The following is a 15189-nucleotide window of genomic DNA, read 5'->3' as shown; positions in this document are numbered from 1 at the left end:
GTTGGCGGCCTCTCGCTGGCCCCGGTCGTACTGAACGCAGGCATTCAGGAGAAACAGCCAGCCGGTATCAACGAGAAGCTCCCGATGCTGGCGCTCACCGGGGTCCGCGCGAGTTGTCCGGTGGCCAGCGGCAGCGGGTGAGTCTCGCCCGGGCGCTGGTCCTTGAGCCGCGGCTGCTGGTCGCGGACGAGCCGACGAGCGCGCTCGACGTGAGCGTGCAGCAGTCGGTCCTTGAGGTGATCGCGGGGCTCCAGGGCGAGCTGGGGTTCGCCTGTCTGTTCGTGTCCCACGACCTCGCCGTCGTACAGCAATTCGCTCAGCACGTGGTCGTCCTGCGGGCCGGGCACATCGAGGAGGAGGGCAGTACCGCGACCACGCTCCTGCATCCGCGCACGGACTACACGCGACGACTCATCGCCGCCGTGCCCGTGCCGGACCCGGTACTGCAACGCCGTAGGCGCGCGGAACGGCGGGCCGCCACGGGGGTCACGGCGTGACCGCATCCGGGAGCCGCCCCCCGACGCCCGAGGCGTACGCCGGTGTCGACATCGGCGGTACGACCACCCAGGTCGTGCTCTGCGCGGCCGACCTCACCGTCCTGGACTCCGTGGAGGTGCCGACCCCGGCGGCCGAGGGCGGACGGGCGATGGTCCGCGCCGCGCTCGCCGCCCTGGAACTGCTCCGCGCCCGCGTGGCCGCGCGGCTGCTGGGCGTCGGCGTCGGTGCGGCAGGTGTCGTCGACAGCCGGGCCGGCCGCATCCTCGTGGCGAGCGACTCCTTCCGCTCCTGGGCCGGGTTCCCGGTGACGGCGACGGTCGAGGACGCGCTCGGCGTACCGGCCTTCCTCGACAACGACGTCAACGCCTTCCTGCGCGGCGAGGTCGCGAAGGGAGCCGTCGCGGGTGAGCCCTCCGTACTCGGGATGACGCTCGGCACCGGGGTCGGGGGCGCGCTGTGGCTGGACGGCGCGCTGTTCGAGGGGGCGCACGGGGCTGCGGGCGAGATCGGCCACCTCCCCGGCTTCGGCGACCTGCCGTGCACCTGCGGCGGCCGTGGCCACCTGGAGACGCTCGCCTCCGGCCGCTCCCTCGCGGCGCGCTACGGCGAGCGGACGGGGCGTTCCCTGACCGCCCGGGCCGTCGCCGAGGCAGCGGTGGACGGTGACCCCGACGCGCTCGCCGTCTACGAGTCCGCGGGGGCGGGCGTCGCCCGCGCGATCCTGATCACGGCGGGCCTGGTCGACGTCACGACCTTCGTGATCGGCGGCGGGGTCAGCCGGGCCTGGGACCTCCTCGAACCGTCGATCGGCGCCGCGCTCACCGCCGAGCCACCGGTCAGCGGACAGCCGATCAGGGTCGTACGGGCACGGCTGGGGAGCCATCCGGTGGCGATCGGCGCGGCGGCCCGGGCGCGGACGGAACTCGAGGCGGTGACAAGGGTGTAGAGGGCGGGGTGGGTAACTGCCGTTGGCCGGTTGGTGAGTTGACGGCCAACGCTCCTCCATTGGTCTGTACATGACTGCAGTTGACGGGTCAGACTGTGCGCCGAAACCAGCACCCCCCACCGAGGAGCACCTCATGCGCAAGCCCTCCCGGCAACGTTGTCACACCGTCCTGGCCGGACTCGTCACCCTCGCCACGGCCGCCGTGCTGTCCGTCTCCGTCACCACGCCCGCCGCGGCCGCCGACACCTGGACCGAGGTGGGCTCGGACCGTGCCGACCCGCTGACCGAGAGCCAGGGCCTGACCTCGGTCGAGGTTCCGGCCGGCAGCCCCAACCACTACACCGGGATCGGCACCATCCCGATCGGCGTCAGCAGCCGCGGCTGGAACCACGTCGGCGACCCGGACGCCTCCTACAACGGCTACTACGTCGAGCCGTACCAGAGCGACTCCGGCAGCTCCAAGATGTTCCGGGTGCAGGCGCCCGGCGGCGCCTGGTCGGAGTACGTCCACGCGCTGAGCCCCGGCGAGGCGCTGAACAACTCCTTCGACACCATCTCTCCGGACGGCCAGTGGATGGTGTCGGGGGAGTGGGGCACGATGACCCGGCTGCTGGTCTTCCCGACCCCCGGCGTGAACGCGAGCACCTCCCCCTCGGCCAACCTCCCGCAGGCCTCCACCATCAACCTCGACCACGCCGTCCGTGACGTCCAGGGCTGCGACTTCGTCACCGCGACCCAGCTGCTGTGCTCCTCCGACGACCCGGCGGGCACCCTCTTCGGCATCACCAAGCCACTGCTGCAGATCGACCTGAACGCCGCCCCGAGTGGCAGCGGCGACGTGACGGGCCATGTCACCGCCCTGCGTCAGCTCCCGCTGCGCAGCTCCTGCTCGGGCACCTTCGAGGCCGAGGGCATCGACTACGACCGGCGCACCGGCACACTGCGTGTGATCGTCGTGTCGCCCGGTTTCTGCGTCCTGACCGACAGCAAGACCTACCGGTTCACCAAGAGCTGAGCGTCCGTACCCGCGGCGTGACACCGGCAGCGACGGGAGCGTAGGCGTCCGAGGTGGGGGAGGTCTAAGGTCGGAAGCAGAACCAGAAAAAACGGGGAGGCGGCCGACAGTGGTGCAGGACGAGGCCGTGATCGGCTGTACCGGGGAGCTGCTCATCGGCACACGGGGAACCGCCGGTCCCGGCGAGATCCTTGTGCGGGTCAGAGGCGGATCCGAGACCTTCCTCGCCTGGTCGCAGGAGCCCCTGCCCGTGGGGGCGACCGTGCTCGTGGTCGAATCCCGGGGATGCCGTGAAGTCGACGTCATCCGCTGGGCCGATCCGCTGGACGCGTTGGACGGCGACTCCGTCGACGCCGGTTAAGGAGAAACAGGATGTTCGGTTACCGCGTTCCCGCTCCCGACGAGGCGATGCTGATCTCGGGAGGCAGGCGGGGACTGGGGGGCGCGCCGTTCCGGGTGGTGACGGGGCACGGAAAGTTCGTGCTCCCCGTCTTTCGCAAGACCCGCTTCCTCACTTTGTCGATGTGCGAGGCCGAGGTCACCGAGACCTGTGTGACCCGGCAGGGCATCGCGTTGCACGTCCGCGCCGTGATCGCGTTCAAGGTCGGCAACGACCACGAGAGCATCATCAACGCCGGTCAGCGGTTCCTGTCCGACCAGGACCAGATGTCGGTGCTGACCGGCCGGATCTTCGCCGGTCATCTGCGCGCCATCATCGGCTCGATGACCGTCGAGGAGATCGTCACCGAGCGGCAGAAGCTCGCCGCGGAGGTCCTGGACACCTCGAAGGTCGAGATGGCCAAGATCGGCCTGATCGTGGACTCGTTGCAGATCCAGTCGATCGACGACGGCGACGTCGGTTACATCGAGGCCATGTCCGCACCGCACAAGGCCGCCATCCAGCGGCAGGCCCAGATCGCGCAGGCCCAGGCGACCCAGGCGTCCGTGGAGGCGGAGCAGGTGGCCGCGCGCAACCAGGCCGAGTACGCCCGGCAGACCGCGGTCGTCAAGGCGGAGTACTCGGCCGAGGTGGACCGCGCGCAGGCGCAGGCCGCTCAGGCCGGACCGCTGGCGCAGGCGCACGCGCAGCAGGAGGTGCTCGCCGCGCAGACCGAACTGGCGCAGCGGGCTGCCCAGTTGCGTCAGCAGCAGCTCGTCGCCGAGATCGTCAAGCCGGCCGAGGCCGAGGCGGAGCGGATCAAGGTGCTCGCCATCGCCGACGCGGAACGCATGAAGATCCAGGCCGAGGCCGCCGCCTCGCACGACCGCGTGGCGCTCGACCGGATGCTGATCGACCAGCTCCCGCTGATCGTGAAGGAGGCCGCGGGCGGTCTCGCCGGCGCCAACGTCAACGTCCTGAACGGTGCGGACGGTCTGGGTGAGATCGCCGCGGGGCTGGTCGCCCAGGGCCTGACGATCCTGGACTCGGTCCGCCAGAACCTGAGCGGCCAGAACGCGGGCGACCAGAAGTCCGGGGGGCGTTCGGAGAAGACGGAAGGGCTGCTGGAGCTCCAGAGCTACCGGCGGACCCCGGAACAGGACAGGGACGGGAACGAGCCGGAGGGCGGCCCGTCCTCGACGACCTGACCGGAAGTCCCCGTACCGCGACGGCGCGGGCGCCCATGTCGGTGCGGCGGTGGACGAGTGACGGAGTGAAGCGGCCGCCGTTCCCTGGGGACGGCGGCACGCTCCCACCCGAGCGATACACCGGTTATTGGCGTCCCGTCAGGAAAGCCATCCGGTGGAGCTGTTCCCGGGAGGAAGAGACGGGGGCAGAGCGCGAGGGCCGGGGACCGGAGCGCCGGGTGGTCTCGGGAGGAGACCGCCCGACGAGGGATCCCTGTTGAGGATCCATTCGAGTTCGCGCTGGATCCTGCGGGCCTCGTTGCGGACCTGCAGAGGTATGTCCCCTCGTTCGGAGATCAGTTGGGCGTAGATCGGTGCGTCGTGCACAGGTGGCGCTTCTCCTCGGGTCTGGTGCCTTCCCTCTACGGTAAGGCCGCGGCGGTACCGCGGGACTCATCCTCCCAGTTCGGCCAGAACCGGAACCACCCGACCAAGGAATGGCACCTTCCCCATGAACCGTCGGTGTCCCTACGAGTCGTTGGCGCTCGACGGACCGAACAACTCGATCTCGGCTATGGAGACCTGCTTGTCCGCGGCGGTGCCGTAGGCCGAGCGGATGATGAAACGGACCGACGTGACATCACCCACGCGGAACTTACGCTGCTGACCGCCCGCAACCTGGTCGAGGGTGAGGAAGCGGGTGCTCGTCCTGCCGTTCGCCGTGGTGATCCGGGCCTCGATACGGTGCGGCAGCGCCGACTTCGTGAGCTGGTCCGGGCGGGCGGAGGTGCCCGCGGTGATGATCACGTCCAGCAGCCGGGTGGGCTGCTCGAAGCTGGCCTCGAGCCACTCGCCGTCCCCGGACTGCGAGACGCCGGGTCCCCACCAGGTGTTGTTGAGCTTGTCGAAGGCGAGCCCCGCGCCATGGCCGCCGAAGGAACGGGACGCCTTCACGTGGTCCGGGCCGACCGGAACCCGCTTGGCGAAGTGGTCCTTCACCGCCTGCACGGCCGTACCGGTGTTCATCACGGCGAACACCAGCAGGCCGAGCACCACCGCGCCGACCACCCAGTTCATGACGCGTCCGAAGCCCCGCCGCAGTCGCGGCCGGTCCCCGGCCCACGGCACCTCACCGTTACGGGAGTTGAGCACCCGACGCCACCAGGGCAGGCGGCCCGGCGCCTGCCGTTCCCCGGCCATGGACAGCGCGCAACGCCCGCAGAAGTGCCGGTCCGGCCGGTTGGGGGTGGCGCACCAGGGGCAGGGCACGCCCCCGTCCGCACCGGGCTCCGCGACCGGGGTACGGACCTGTGGGCGGCTCGCCGCGGGGCGGCCGGGCAGCACGGGCGCAACCGACGGCGCGACCCGCGGTTCCGGGTCCGCCACCGGCACCAGCAGGGACCTGGCCCGCTCGGCAGCGGAGTCCCGGTCGGGGGCGGCGGAGGGCAGGGGCTCGGTGGCCGCGGTCTCGTCCGGCCGCGCGGGAGCGGCCGGTACGGAGCCGTGGGAGGCGACGGGGGCCGGGTGGGGACGCGCGGTGTCGTCGCTGATCGGGCTCGGATTCGCCGCGTCACCGGATACCGGCGCACTGGGGGCCGACGCGTCCGGTCCACTGTCGACGGCGTCGTCCTCGTGCGGGTCGCGTGCGGGTCGCGCGGTGCCCGCCCTGTCGGCGCCCACGGTGTCCGCCTCCGCGATGGAGCCCGCCGTGTCGTGCGCCGTACGAGCCGTTCCCGTACCGGCGCCCGGTCGTGCGAACGCGTCCCAGCCCGGCTCGCTCTCGGCCGACCCGGCGGATCCCGCCGCCCGGGAGCCTTGGTCGCCGGCCGTCGGCGCCGCCTCGTCGGCGGCGGCCGCGGGACGACGGGTCCGGGCCGCGACCCCCGCCGGAGCCGGGTCCCCGGCCCAGTCGAGCACCGCGCCGCAGGCGTCGCAGAAGGACTGGCCGGGCTCCGCCCGGGTGCCGCACTCGGCACAGGCCGGGGCACGCCCGGGGCCGGTGCCTGGGGTCTGGGTGGTCATTTCTCGGGGATCCTTTCGGCGGCGGTCACCTGGACCGTGTATGGCATGTGGGCGGGACGGGCGGCCGCAACGAGGTTCTCCAGCCGGTACTCGTCCGCCGGGGTCGGCTCGGGCAGCCGCAGCGTGACGTGCAGGCGGGGGCGGCGGTCGCCGGGGACCGGGCCGAGCGGACGCGGGTCCCAGGCGGCGGCGCCGCTCTCGGTGATCTCCGGCTCGACACCGAAGGCGAGGCGTACCGCTTCGGACAGGCCGCGGCGGGTGCCTCGTACGCGATGCAGGTACGCGGCGGCGGCGACGGCCGCGCGCAGCCGCGCGTCCGGTTCCGTGCCGTCGACCTCGGCGCCGACCCAGGTGCCCAGCCAGCGGGCGAAGTCGGCCGGTGCGAGCGCCGGGTCGAAGTAGGTGTGCAGACAGTCGAGGGCCAGCAGGATCGGCGCGACCACCTCGTCAAGCCCCGCGACGAAACGCAGCGCCAGGTCGTCGTCGGCGAAGACCGCGGGGAGCATGCCGCCGATCGGCGCCGAGGACTCCAGACCGTCGATGGAGCCCCTCATGAGCCGTCTCCGATGACGCGGACCCGGTGGTCGAAGGAGAACACCAGCGAGGGGGCTTCCAGGTCGATCCGGTCGGTCGGGTCGCCGCGCTTGCCGGTCAGCGGGTCGGCGGGGTGGAGCTGCACGGCGTCGACGAGTTCGACGCCGGGCACGCGTTGCAGCACCGCGAAGACCTCGCCCGCCTGCACGGGCCGGCCGAACGGCCAGCCGGTGCCGTCCGCGCCGCCGGTGAGCGGGTCCAGATGACGGTAGAGCGCGTCGTGGGCCTGGCGGCGCACCCGGTCGGTGTCGACCCCGCGGAAGGCATGCACGGTGGCGACGACGGTGACGCCCTGGTAGAAGGGCGGGCCGACCGCGAGCCGGGTGCCGATCAGCCGGCGCTCGTCGAGGTGCCGCGTGATGCGCTGCAACAGGGCGTCGCCGGGGACGAGTTGCTCGAAGCGCAGACGTCCGCCGGGGTCGGGCACGGCCTGCGGGACGACCAGGACACGGACCGCGTAGGCGCCGTGCTCGCCCTCCTCGCCCTCCAGGCAGGTGATACGGGCCGTCTCGGGGGCGGCGCGCCGGGCCAGTTCCTCGTAGTCGCGCAGGGTCACGGCCCGCTCCTGGGCGCGCAGCGTGATCGGCGCCCGGGTCTTCGCCTCCTCGACCGTCTCCCCTTCGACGCCGCCCCGGGCGGCCTCCCGGTTGACGACGTCGGCCACGTACGGCACCGAGCTGCGCAGCACCTGGACGGCGCCCCGGGCGACGTTCCCGGCCCGGCCGCCACCGGTGCGGTAGCGGCGGGCGCGGATCACGGCCCCCTTGGGCGCCACCGTCCCGTACTGGCGCATCGTGCCGTCGGCTTCGCGGACGGCGGGCCCGAAGGCGATCTCGCCGGTCGCCGCGTCCAGGGTGTTGTGCCGGTCGGTGGGGCCGGACGCGGCGAAGTGCGGGACGACGTCCCAGTCGACCCAGCCGTCGCGCTCGGCGGTCTGCAACAGCACCGGCGGGGTGTCGCCCACGACGGGGAAGTGGGCGAGCCGCAGCCGCTGCCCGGGCAGACCGGTGGACTCGCCGAGCGCCTCGTCCTGGACGGTCTCGGCGTGGACGGCCGAGGTGGTCCCGCCGAGGGTGAACGCGTCGGCGGACCGGATGGTCGGAGACGTGGTGTAGAAGGGCTGGTCGGACAGCGGTTCGGTGACCCGGCAGCGCAGCCAGCCCGCCTCGTGACCTCCGGTGCGCGACAGCGTGTGCCCGCCCGGGACGTGCAGGACCACCTCACCGGGCCGGTTCAGGCCGCCGGTGCCGTCCCGGTCCACCTCACAGGCGGCCCAGCCGTCCTCGGTCCACGCCTCCCAGACCAGCGGCGGCTGGCGCGGATCGACACCGACACCGTCGACCCGGCTGTCGAGCTCCAGGCCCAGCGCGCAGTGCGGTACGGCGGAGGTGAGACCGAGGAGCATGCAGTCACCGGGGTTCGGTGACTCCGCGAAACACAGCACGTCCTTGCCCTCGGCGAGATCGGCGGTCCGGTCGGTGACCGCGCCACCGCTCTGCTGCACGGCGAGACGACGCAACGAGCAGGGAACCACCGTCAGTTCGCGTTCGGTCGCGAAGACGACGGCCTCCTCGTTCTCGGTGCGCACGGTGGCGGCCTCGGTTCCCACGGGCAGCACGATGGGCTCCTCGTGCGGTGCGGACAGCCAGAACGTGAGGTCCGTACGGGCGGCCGAGGGCGGGAACAGCGTGATGCCGACGAGGTCGAGGAATGCCAGGTGGTTCTTCTCGGGGACACGGTTGAGCCGGTAGACGATCTGGTCGGCCATGTGGGCGACCGTTTCCACGAGGGTGACGCCGGGGTCCGACACGTTGTGGTCGGTCCATTCGGGGGCGCGCTGCTGGATGTAGCGCTTGGCGTCGTCGACGAACTGCTGGAAGCGGCGGTCGTCGAGGTTCGGGGAGGGCAGTGCCATCAGCGGTCGCTTTCAAGGGAGTTGCCCGCGCCGGGGGCGTCGGGCTCCTCGTGGGATGGGATGACGTAGAACGGAAAGACCAGGCTGCGCGGGTTGTTGGTGCCGCGGATCGAATAGCGCACGTCGATGAAGAGCACGCCCTGGTCGGGACCCGCCGTCACCTCGACGTCGTTGACCTCGATCCGTGGCTCCCAGCGGTCGAGGGTGGTGTACACCTCGTGCTGGATCCGGCCCGCCGTCGCCTCGTTGACCGGCGCGAACACCAGGTCGTGGATGGCACAGCCGAACTCGGGCCGCATCGGCCGCTCGCCCGGCGCGGTGGCCAGCACCAGCCGGATGGCCTCCTCGATCTCCCGCTCCCCGCTGACCATGGCGATGCCACCGGTGGGACCGATGCGCATGGGGAACGCCCAGCCGGATCCAACGAACTGTTCGGCCATCAGAGGGCCACCCGCCTACTCCTGAAGAACGTTCCGGCCGTCACGGCAGCGGATACGGCTTGTTGTTGACCAGCACCACGCCCTGCAGGGCGAGCGTGATGGCCCGAATGCCCACATTCGCGATGGAGTTGACCTGCACGCTGCCGCCGGCGGTGAGCGTCGCGGCGCCCACCGCCTTGAGGCTGAGCGCCCCCATCGCGTCGACGGTGACCGCACCGCCGAGCGACTTGAGGTTGACCAGCCCGCGGCCCTCGATGTCGAGCGGGCCGCCGCTCTTGATGGTCAGCCTTCGGCGCGCGCTCAGGGTGAGATCGGTGCCGGCCTCGACCGACACCGACCGGCTGCCCTTGATGGTGACGGACCCCTTGCTGTCCACGGTGATCTCGGTCTTCGTGCGATCGAGATTGATGATCAGCTTGTCGTTGCCGGAGGCGATCCGCACCCCCTGCTTGCGGGCACCGGTCTGCTGGCTGAGCAGGTCCACCCGGTTGCCCTTCCGGTCGGACAGGGTGTGCCGGATCGCCTGCTTCTTCAGCCCGTCGTGCAGTGGTACGTCACTGACCACGGTCGGCTTGTCCTTGCCGTTGTAGAGGCCCCCGATGACGAACGGGTGGTCCAGGGCACCGCGGTCGAAGGCCACCAGCACCTCGTCGTTGACGTCGAACGGGAACACCCCTCCGCCGCCCTTACCGCCGAGCTGCACGGTCCGCGTCCAGTCGCTCTCGTACGCGTCGTCCAGCCAGGGGAACTGGAGCTTGACCCGGCCCTGCTTCAGCGGGTCCTGCACATTCGTCACCAGGGCGTTGGCCACGCTCGGCAGCTTCGGCGCGGTGGCCGTGCCCCCGCCGGACGTGAGGCCGTACAGAGAGCGCCACTGGCGGCCGCTGACGGTGATCCAGGTCTGGTAGTGCTCGTCATAGCCGAAGACGTGCCGCACGGACGTCACCGTGTACTTGCCCTCGAACGGCTTGCCCACGTCGGTCAGCGTGACCGGAACACCGGGCCGCAGCTTGGGGTTGCCGAACACCATGACCTCCAGCTCTGCGAAGGAGGAGGTCACATCATCGGCGAGGGCCTTGGCGGCGACCTTCACCTCGGCCAGGCGGTCGAAGGGTGTGTCGGTCTCGACCAGCTTGGCGGTCTTGAACTTCTTCGCCGTCTTCTGCGGGGTGGTGCCGATGGCGAAGCCGTCGTTGGACGTGGCGGGCGACATGGCGGTGAGCTTCTTCTTCGTCGTGACGTTCCAGCCGCGCGCCTCGGTCTTGGCGACCTGGTCGGCGGAGGTGACCGCGGCCCGGCAGCGCAGTACGTCGACGCCGCCCTGCAGGACGAAGGGGCTCTTGTCGCCCGGCATGCTGGTCGGCGGCGCGGTGGAGGCCGGGTCGGCCTTGGCGAACTGGAACTTCCCCTCGGAGTCCAGCGACATGACCACGTCGTTCTCGTCGGCGAGCCGGGCGAGGAAGTCCCAGTCGGTCACGTTGGCCTGGCTGATGAACTCGTAGACCGTCGTGGTGGGCTTGATGCCGCCCTTCCCCATGCCGATCGGAATGCCGTTCATGGTGGCCAGCTTCTTCGCGATGTCCGCGGCCGTCTGATTGCGGTACGCGGCCACTCTGCGCTGGCGCATCAGACGGTGGCCCATGTCGTAGCCGCGGATGACGGTGAAGGTGCCGGTGCCGTCGTAGTCGGTCTCCATGCCGGTCACCTCGCCGGTCAGCAGCGGGGAGCCTGCGCCCTGGCCGTCGGCGACCGGCGCGAGTGTCACCGGGGTGCCGCACTGGATGCCGAGTTCGCCGAGCACCAGCCGGTCCGGGTCGCGGAAGGTCAGCCGGAACGCGGCCGGCACCCCCGCCCCGAGGTCGACCCAGCAGCCGACGAGGTCGGAGGCGATCTTCTCCGGGACCGGACTGCCGTCCACGGTCACGTGGACGACGTTGGAGTACGAAGGCTGGACCATCAGAAACCCACCTCTTCGGCGGCGGGCAGCACGAGCTCGGTGCCGTTCGACAGCCGGTTCGGGTCGTCGATGCCGTTCGCCTCGGCGATCGCCCGCCAGGCCGCCGCGTTCCCGTACTCCCGCCACGCCAACGACTGCAGCGAGTCGCCGGCGACGACCCGGTGCACACGCTGCGCGGTGAGCGCGCCCGACGTCGGGTTCTGCCCCTTGGTCTTGCTGGGAATCTCGTGCAGATGCACCTGACAGGTGGCGCGGATCGGCACGCCCGTCGTGCCGAACAGGGAGTAACTGGCGTCCACCGAGCTGACGTACGCCGTGAACCGTGCGGTCGAGAACGACCCCCACTGGAACACCACCCACGGCGTGGACGGCTGCTTCGCCGCGATGCTCTTCGTCGTCACCTCGCAGCAGGAGAACAGCGCCTCGACCTTCTTCAGCACCGAATTGCTGGTCGGGTCGTCGGACGAATCGAGGAAGATCTCGACGGTCAACTCACGGGGCTCGGGTCCCATGAACTCCGGGAGGGAACCGTCCCGCACGGCTGCGGTCGGGGTGGTCTTCCAACGGGCGCGACGGCTCAGCGAGAGCGTCGAGGGGTTGAAGTCGAAGTTGAACGTCTTGATCAACCCACCCGGAGTGGTGCTGCGACCGATGGGCGGCTCGTGAATGGCCAGCGTGGCCCTCACAAGACTCTTGCCCGCGCCGCCCTTTCCTGACTTGCCTGCCATGTTCTTCGCCGTTCCCTAGTCCGTGAACCCGTGGTGGGTGATTTCCAGCACCTCCGTGGCCACGGCCGGGCTGGCCGGGTCCAGGGAGGGCCCCTGCCAACTGACCGGGAGCACGTCGAGCAGACCCCAGCGGGCCACCTCCGAGCCGTCCGCGCGCAATGCGGCGATCTGCGCGGTCGGCCGCTTGACCCCCGTGGTCACGGAGGACACCCAGGCCGCGACCTTCGCGGTGTCCGGCGTCAGCGGGCGGGTCAGCCGGATGTTGGAGAAGGTCACGCGGGACGGAAGCTGCCACACGAACCCGTTGTTGCCGCCCTCCTGGCGCTGCTCGATCTCCACCTGCGACGAGAGTCCTTCACACCCGTTGAAGTAACCGAGGCTCTCGCCGTCGATGGTCAGGGTGAAGAAGATGGTGGAGCCCGGGTCTCGATCGGTGGCCATCGGAGATCGGCCTTTCTTGGGGTGTCGTACGGGTGGTGGAGGTCAGCGACGGGGATCGCGCAACTTGCCGATCCGCTCCCGTTCGAGGCGGAGTTCGGTCCGCAGCAAGCGGGTGATCGGCCCGGCCAACTTGTGTGTCAGCTCATCGATCTGGCCCTGGGTCAGAGACCGGGGATCGAAATCGACGGGGGTGTACGTGGGCGGAGCCTCTTCGCGCTCGGCGTGCGAGGGCAGCGGCCGGTGGGGCGGCTCGGTCGCGGAGTACGGGGGCGGGGGGCCGCTCGGCGGCGGTGGTGTCGGAGGCGAGGCGGGTGAGTACGCGGGAGGGGACATCGGGTTGACGACCCGCTGGACCGAGGGGAGGGCTGGGGGCACGGCGGTGGTGGTGGGTGCGGGTGCGATGGTGGCGGGTGCGGGAAGTACGGGAAGTACGGGAAGTACGGGAAGTACGGGAAGTACGGGAGGTGCGGGAGGTACGGGGGAGGCGGTGGAGGAGCGCTGTACCGGCAGGGATACGGGTGGGGCGGCGGGGGCTGCCTTGAGGGGGACGGTCGCTCGGGGGGTGTGGCTCGCGGAATTCGTCGCGGGCGCTGGGGCCGTCGAGTTCGTGGGTTGCGTCGGTCGCGCCGGCTCTGCCGGAAGGTGGAGCCCGCCCGACGGTCGAGGCGTGGGCGTGGCCGGAGCGGATGAACGCTGTACGACGGGAGTGGCGCTGTGCGTCGCGGGGGGCGTGAGCCCCGGGGAAACGCCTCCGGCGGGCAGCGAGTGCGCCGGGGTGTGGTGAGCCGTCGAGCGTTGAACAGCGGGTGTGTCGGGTGCCTGCCGCGGCGGAACGGGCTCGGAGGTGACTCGCTGGACGACGGGGGCACCGAGACCGAGACGGCGTGGGGTCGTGGCGTAGGAGCGAGGAGCGCGGTGCGTCTGCGCGGGCACCTGGGGTTGGGGTGCGGGTGTCGAGGTCTCGGGCTGCCGAACTGCCGAGCGCTGCACGAGGGGCGCGGGGGGCACGGCGGGCCCGGCGACATTCGTACGGGCGATGCCGGGATGTGCTGGAGCAGGAGCAGGAGCAGGAGCAGGAGCAGGAGCAGGAGCAGGAGCAGGAGCAGGAGCAGATGCGTGAGCGGCGAGCGGTCCCGGGGCACCGGTGGGTGTTGCCGGTGACGCACTCGCACGGGGCTGCGGTGCCGGGGGAGTCGAGGGCGTCGAGGAGGCAACGCGCTGGACTGCAGGGACGGTTGCCGTCGGTGAGCTCGGCGTCGACGGCTTCGTAGGTCCTGCGGAGGCCGAACGGCGTCGCGCCGATGGGCCGCTCGCAACGGTGCCGGGTTGAGCAAAGGGGACGGTGGCGAGGCGCCGGAGGACCGGAGCACCCGCGCCGGGGGCCTCGGGGCCGCGCGCTGCCGGACCGCCGTGGGCACCGGCGACTGACCCGCCGACCGACGGTTGCGACACCGCCCGCTGCACCACGGCACCGGCGCCACCGGGCGACCCGGGCACCCTGGTCGACGAAGGTGCCGTTCCCGGTGCCTCAGACGATCGGCGTATCGGCCGGGGTACGAGACTGCCGCCAGGCACGGGAAGGGCCCCGGCTGCCGAGGAACGCTGTACGGCCGGGGCCGGGGCCGGGGCCGATCCGGCTACGGCTCCACCGGGGGCGATGGACGTGCCCCCTGGTGGGCCGACTGCTCCTGCCGACCCAGCCCCGTCGGCACGCCGCGCCGACGGGTGACTCGCAGAGCCACCGCCGGAGCCGCCGGAACGGGACCCGCTCCGGCCGTTGTCGGCTGGTGTGGCGCGCCGCAGCGGTACGGCCGCGGGAGCGGTACGGCGCTGTACGGCGACGGCAGGAGGCGTGGAGGGCAGCAGCGAGGTCAGTGCGCGGGCGGGAGCGAGCGCGCGCACCGGTGGACGCGGCGACGGCGGGGAGGCGGGAGCGACTGGTTCCCCGCCACCGTCCTGCCGGGGAACGACGGGCCCACTGCCCGCCGGGCTGTCTGCCGTGCGCCCTGAGACGGCCAGGGACGAGGGACTTGATCCCTCCACCGCACCCGTACGTTCCTGAGCGCGAGGTTCCGCCACGACGGCACGCTGTACGACGGGGCCGCCCACCGTGGCCGTACCTGACGCGGCGGAACCTGCCGGAGCCGGAGCCGGAGCCGGGGAAGACACCGCACGCTGAACAGGCAGGTCCCCGGACGGGGCTCCCGGCCGGGGAGACTCCGGTCGAGACGGTGCCGCACCTGATGACGACGATCCCGAAGGTGTCATCCCCGGTGCCATCCCTGGTCCGGGGGACAGCGTCCTGGGAGACGTCGTCCCGGACGGAGTCGTCGCACCGCCGGGCGCGCCCGGTCGTGCCGTTGGGGCTCCCGTCGTGCGCTGCACCGCGCGCTGCGCCGGACGTTGTACCGGCGTCGCGTTCGAAGGCGGCACGGACAAGGGCGCGCCCAACCCCGAGCGTCGACGCGGCGAACCCGCAGCAGGGCTGCCGCCCGGAGTCACAGGTGTCACCGGAGCCACAGGAGCGCTCGGTGCCGCCGGAAGGAGAGGCGCCGGTACGGATGCCCCGGCCGACGGCTCGTCACCGACGGACGGCGCCCCCAGCCCCGTACGTCCGGAAACACCCGACGTACTCCGCGTACTCCGCTGGACCGGAAGATCGGACCCGGAGGCAGAACCGTCGCGCGATCGCGATACGGAGACGGGAGGCACGACCGGGCCGGCGGAGGCAGCCGGTGTCCCGGCACCCGGGAGCGTGGCGGCGGGAGCCGATGCCCGGGGAGCAGTGTCCGATCTCCGGGAAGCGCCCACCGAAGCGGCAGAACCGGCCGACGTTCCGCCACTACCACTGTCAGTGCCGCTATCACCACTACCACTGGCACCGTCATTGCCGCCGCCACCGGTGGCCGGGACGGTTGCGGCGGGCGCCGACGGCGGCTGCGGTACGGACTGCTGCGGTACGGACTGCTGAGGTACGGACGGCAACGGCGCGGACGGCAACGGCGCGGACGGCTTCATCGCCGGCAGAGCCCGGCGCTGTACGGCGGGCCTCGCCGGTGCCTTGGTC

14 protein-coding genes are annotated in these 15189 nt (G+C 71.7%); 5 read left to right on the top strand and 9 right to left on the bottom strand.

Going from position 1 to position 15189, the window contains the following annotated elements; genetic code table 11:
• From ABZ656_RS50005 to ABZ656_RS49985, 5 genes are all read left to right on the top strand, one after another.
• On the top strand, positions 1 to 497 hold a 497-nt coding region (locus tag ABZ656_RS50005), incomplete at its 5' end, for an ABC transporter ATP-binding protein (protein ID WP_360278229.1).
• Entirely contained in the window at positions 494 to 1444 is a 951-nt protein-coding gene (locus tag ABZ656_RS50000; protein WP_101406884.1) for an ROK family protein, read from the top strand. The genes ABZ656_RS50005 and ABZ656_RS50000, both read left to right, overlap by 4 nt.
• Positions 1445 to 1577: 133 nt before the next feature.
• On the top strand, positions 1578 to 2459 hold the full coding sequence (locus tag ABZ656_RS49995; protein ID WP_360278224.1) for a hypothetical protein: 882 nt from the start codon (positions 1578 to 1580) through the stop codon (positions 2457 to 2459).
• A gap of 109 nt (positions 2460 to 2568) precedes the next feature.
• Positions 2569 to 2820 (top strand): hypothetical protein, encoded by a 252-nt coding sequence (locus ABZ656_RS49990; protein ID WP_101406882.1) that lies wholly within the window; start codon positions 2569 to 2571, stop codon positions 2818 to 2820.
• 11 nt (positions 2821 to 2831) lie between these two features.
• Positions 2832 to 4046, top strand: a complete 1215-nt coding sequence (locus ABZ656_RS49985) for an SPFH domain-containing protein (RefSeq protein WP_360278221.1) — start codon at positions 2832 to 2834, stop codon at positions 4044 to 4046.
• Between the two features lie 507 nt (positions 4047 to 4553).
• Here the strand turns inward: ABZ656_RS49985 and ABZ656_RS49980 are convergent.
• From ABZ656_RS49980 to ABZ656_RS49940, 9 genes are all read right to left on the bottom strand, one after another.
• Positions 4554 to 6047 (bottom strand): zinc ribbon domain-containing protein, encoded by a 1494-nt coding sequence (locus ABZ656_RS49980; RefSeq protein WP_360278218.1) that lies wholly within the window; start codon positions 6045 to 6047, stop codon positions 4554 to 4556.
• Positions 6044 to 6601, bottom strand: coding sequence for a phage tail protein (locus ABZ656_RS49975; protein ID WP_060901264.1), 558 nt, complete (start codon positions 6599 to 6601; stop codon positions 6044 to 6046). Before ABZ656_RS49975 ends, ABZ656_RS49980 begins: the two co-directional genes overlap by 4 nt.
• A complete protein-coding gene (locus tag ABZ656_RS49970) occupies positions 6598 to 8556 on the bottom strand; it encodes a putative baseplate assembly protein (protein ID WP_360278214.1) in 1959 nt (652 codons plus the stop codon). The genes ABZ656_RS49975 and ABZ656_RS49970 overlap by 4 nt, the downstream gene beginning before the upstream one ends.
• Positions 8556 to 8996, bottom strand: a complete 441-nt coding sequence (locus ABZ656_RS49965) for a GPW/gp25 family protein (RefSeq protein ID WP_075029396.1) — start codon at positions 8994 to 8996, stop codon at positions 8556 to 8558. Before ABZ656_RS49965 ends, ABZ656_RS49970 begins: the two co-directional genes overlap by 1 nt.
• A gap of 40 nt (positions 8997 to 9036) precedes the next feature.
• Positions 9037 to 10953 (bottom strand): VgrG-related protein, encoded by a 1917-nt coding sequence (locus tag ABZ656_RS49960; protein ID WP_360278211.1) that lies wholly within the window; start codon positions 10951 to 10953, stop codon positions 9037 to 9039.
• Positions 10953 to 11681, bottom strand: coding sequence for a LysM peptidoglycan-binding domain-containing protein (locus ABZ656_RS49955; RefSeq protein WP_101406878.1), 729 nt, complete (start codon positions 11679 to 11681; stop codon positions 10953 to 10955). Before ABZ656_RS49955 ends, ABZ656_RS49960 begins: the two co-directional genes overlap by 1 nt.
• A 15-nt stretch (positions 11682 to 11696) precedes the next feature.
• Positions 11697 to 12122: a phage tail protein gene (locus tag ABZ656_RS49950; protein ID WP_054235291.1), complete on the bottom strand. Its 426-nt coding sequence runs from the start codon at positions 12120 to 12122 to the stop codon at positions 11697 to 11699.
• 42 nt (positions 12123 to 12164) lie between these two features.
• The gene (locus ABZ656_RS49945) at positions 12165 to 12497 is read right to left on the bottom strand and encodes a hypothetical protein (RefSeq protein WP_360278207.1); all 333 of its coding nucleotides are present in this window, start codon (positions 12495 to 12497) and stop codon (positions 12165 to 12167) included.
• A gap of 2509 nt (positions 12498 to 15006) precedes the next feature.
• Positions 15007 to 15189 (bottom strand): hypothetical protein (locus ABZ656_RS49940; RefSeq protein WP_360278204.1); only part of this gene is annotated, 183 nt, incomplete at its 5' end.

The organism is Streptomyces sp. NPDC007095, assembly GCF_040634475.1.
Taxonomy (GTDB): domain Bacteria; phylum Actinomycetota; class Actinomycetes; order Streptomycetales; family Streptomycetaceae; genus Streptomyces.
This window is presented reverse-complemented; position numbering and strand designations above follow the sequence as displayed.

Excerpts from the sequence above, each read along its gene's own strand:
- ABZ656_RS49970 (WP_360278214.1), bottom strand. The coding sequence starts at position 8,556 with ATGGCACTGCCCTCCCCGAACCTCGACGACCGCCGCTTCCAGCAGTTC.
- ABZ656_RS49980 (WP_360278218.1), bottom strand. The coding sequence starts at position 6,047 with ATGACCACCCAGACCCCAGGCACCGGCCCCGGGCGTGCCCCGGCCTGT.
- ABZ656_RS49985 (WP_360278221.1), top strand. The coding sequence starts at position 2,832 with ATGTTCGGTTACCGCGTTCCCGCTCCCGACGAGGCGATGCTGATCTCG.
- ABZ656_RS49995 (WP_360278224.1), top strand. The coding sequence starts at position 1,578 with ATGCGCAAGCCCTCCCGGCAACGTTGTCACACCGTCCTGGCCGGACTC.
- ABZ656_RS49960 (WP_360278211.1), bottom strand. The coding sequence starts at position 10,953 with ATGGTCCAGCCTTCGTACTCCAACGTCGTCCACGTGACCGTGGACGGC.
- ABZ656_RS49950 (WP_054235291.1), bottom strand. The coding sequence starts at position 12,122 with ATGGCCACCGATCGAGACCCGGGCTCCACCATCTTCTTCACCCTGACC.
- ABZ656_RS49975 (WP_060901264.1), bottom strand. The coding sequence starts at position 6,601 with ATGAGGGGCTCCATCGACGGTCTGGAGTCCTCGGCGCCGATCGGCGGC.
- ABZ656_RS49955 (WP_101406878.1), bottom strand. The coding sequence starts at position 11,681 with ATGGCAGGCAAGTCAGGAAAGGGCGGCGCGGGCAAGAGTCTTGTGAGG.
- ABZ656_RS49965 (WP_075029396.1), bottom strand. The coding sequence starts at position 8,996 with ATGGCCGAACAGTTCGTTGGATCCGGCTGGGCGTTCCCCATGCGCATC.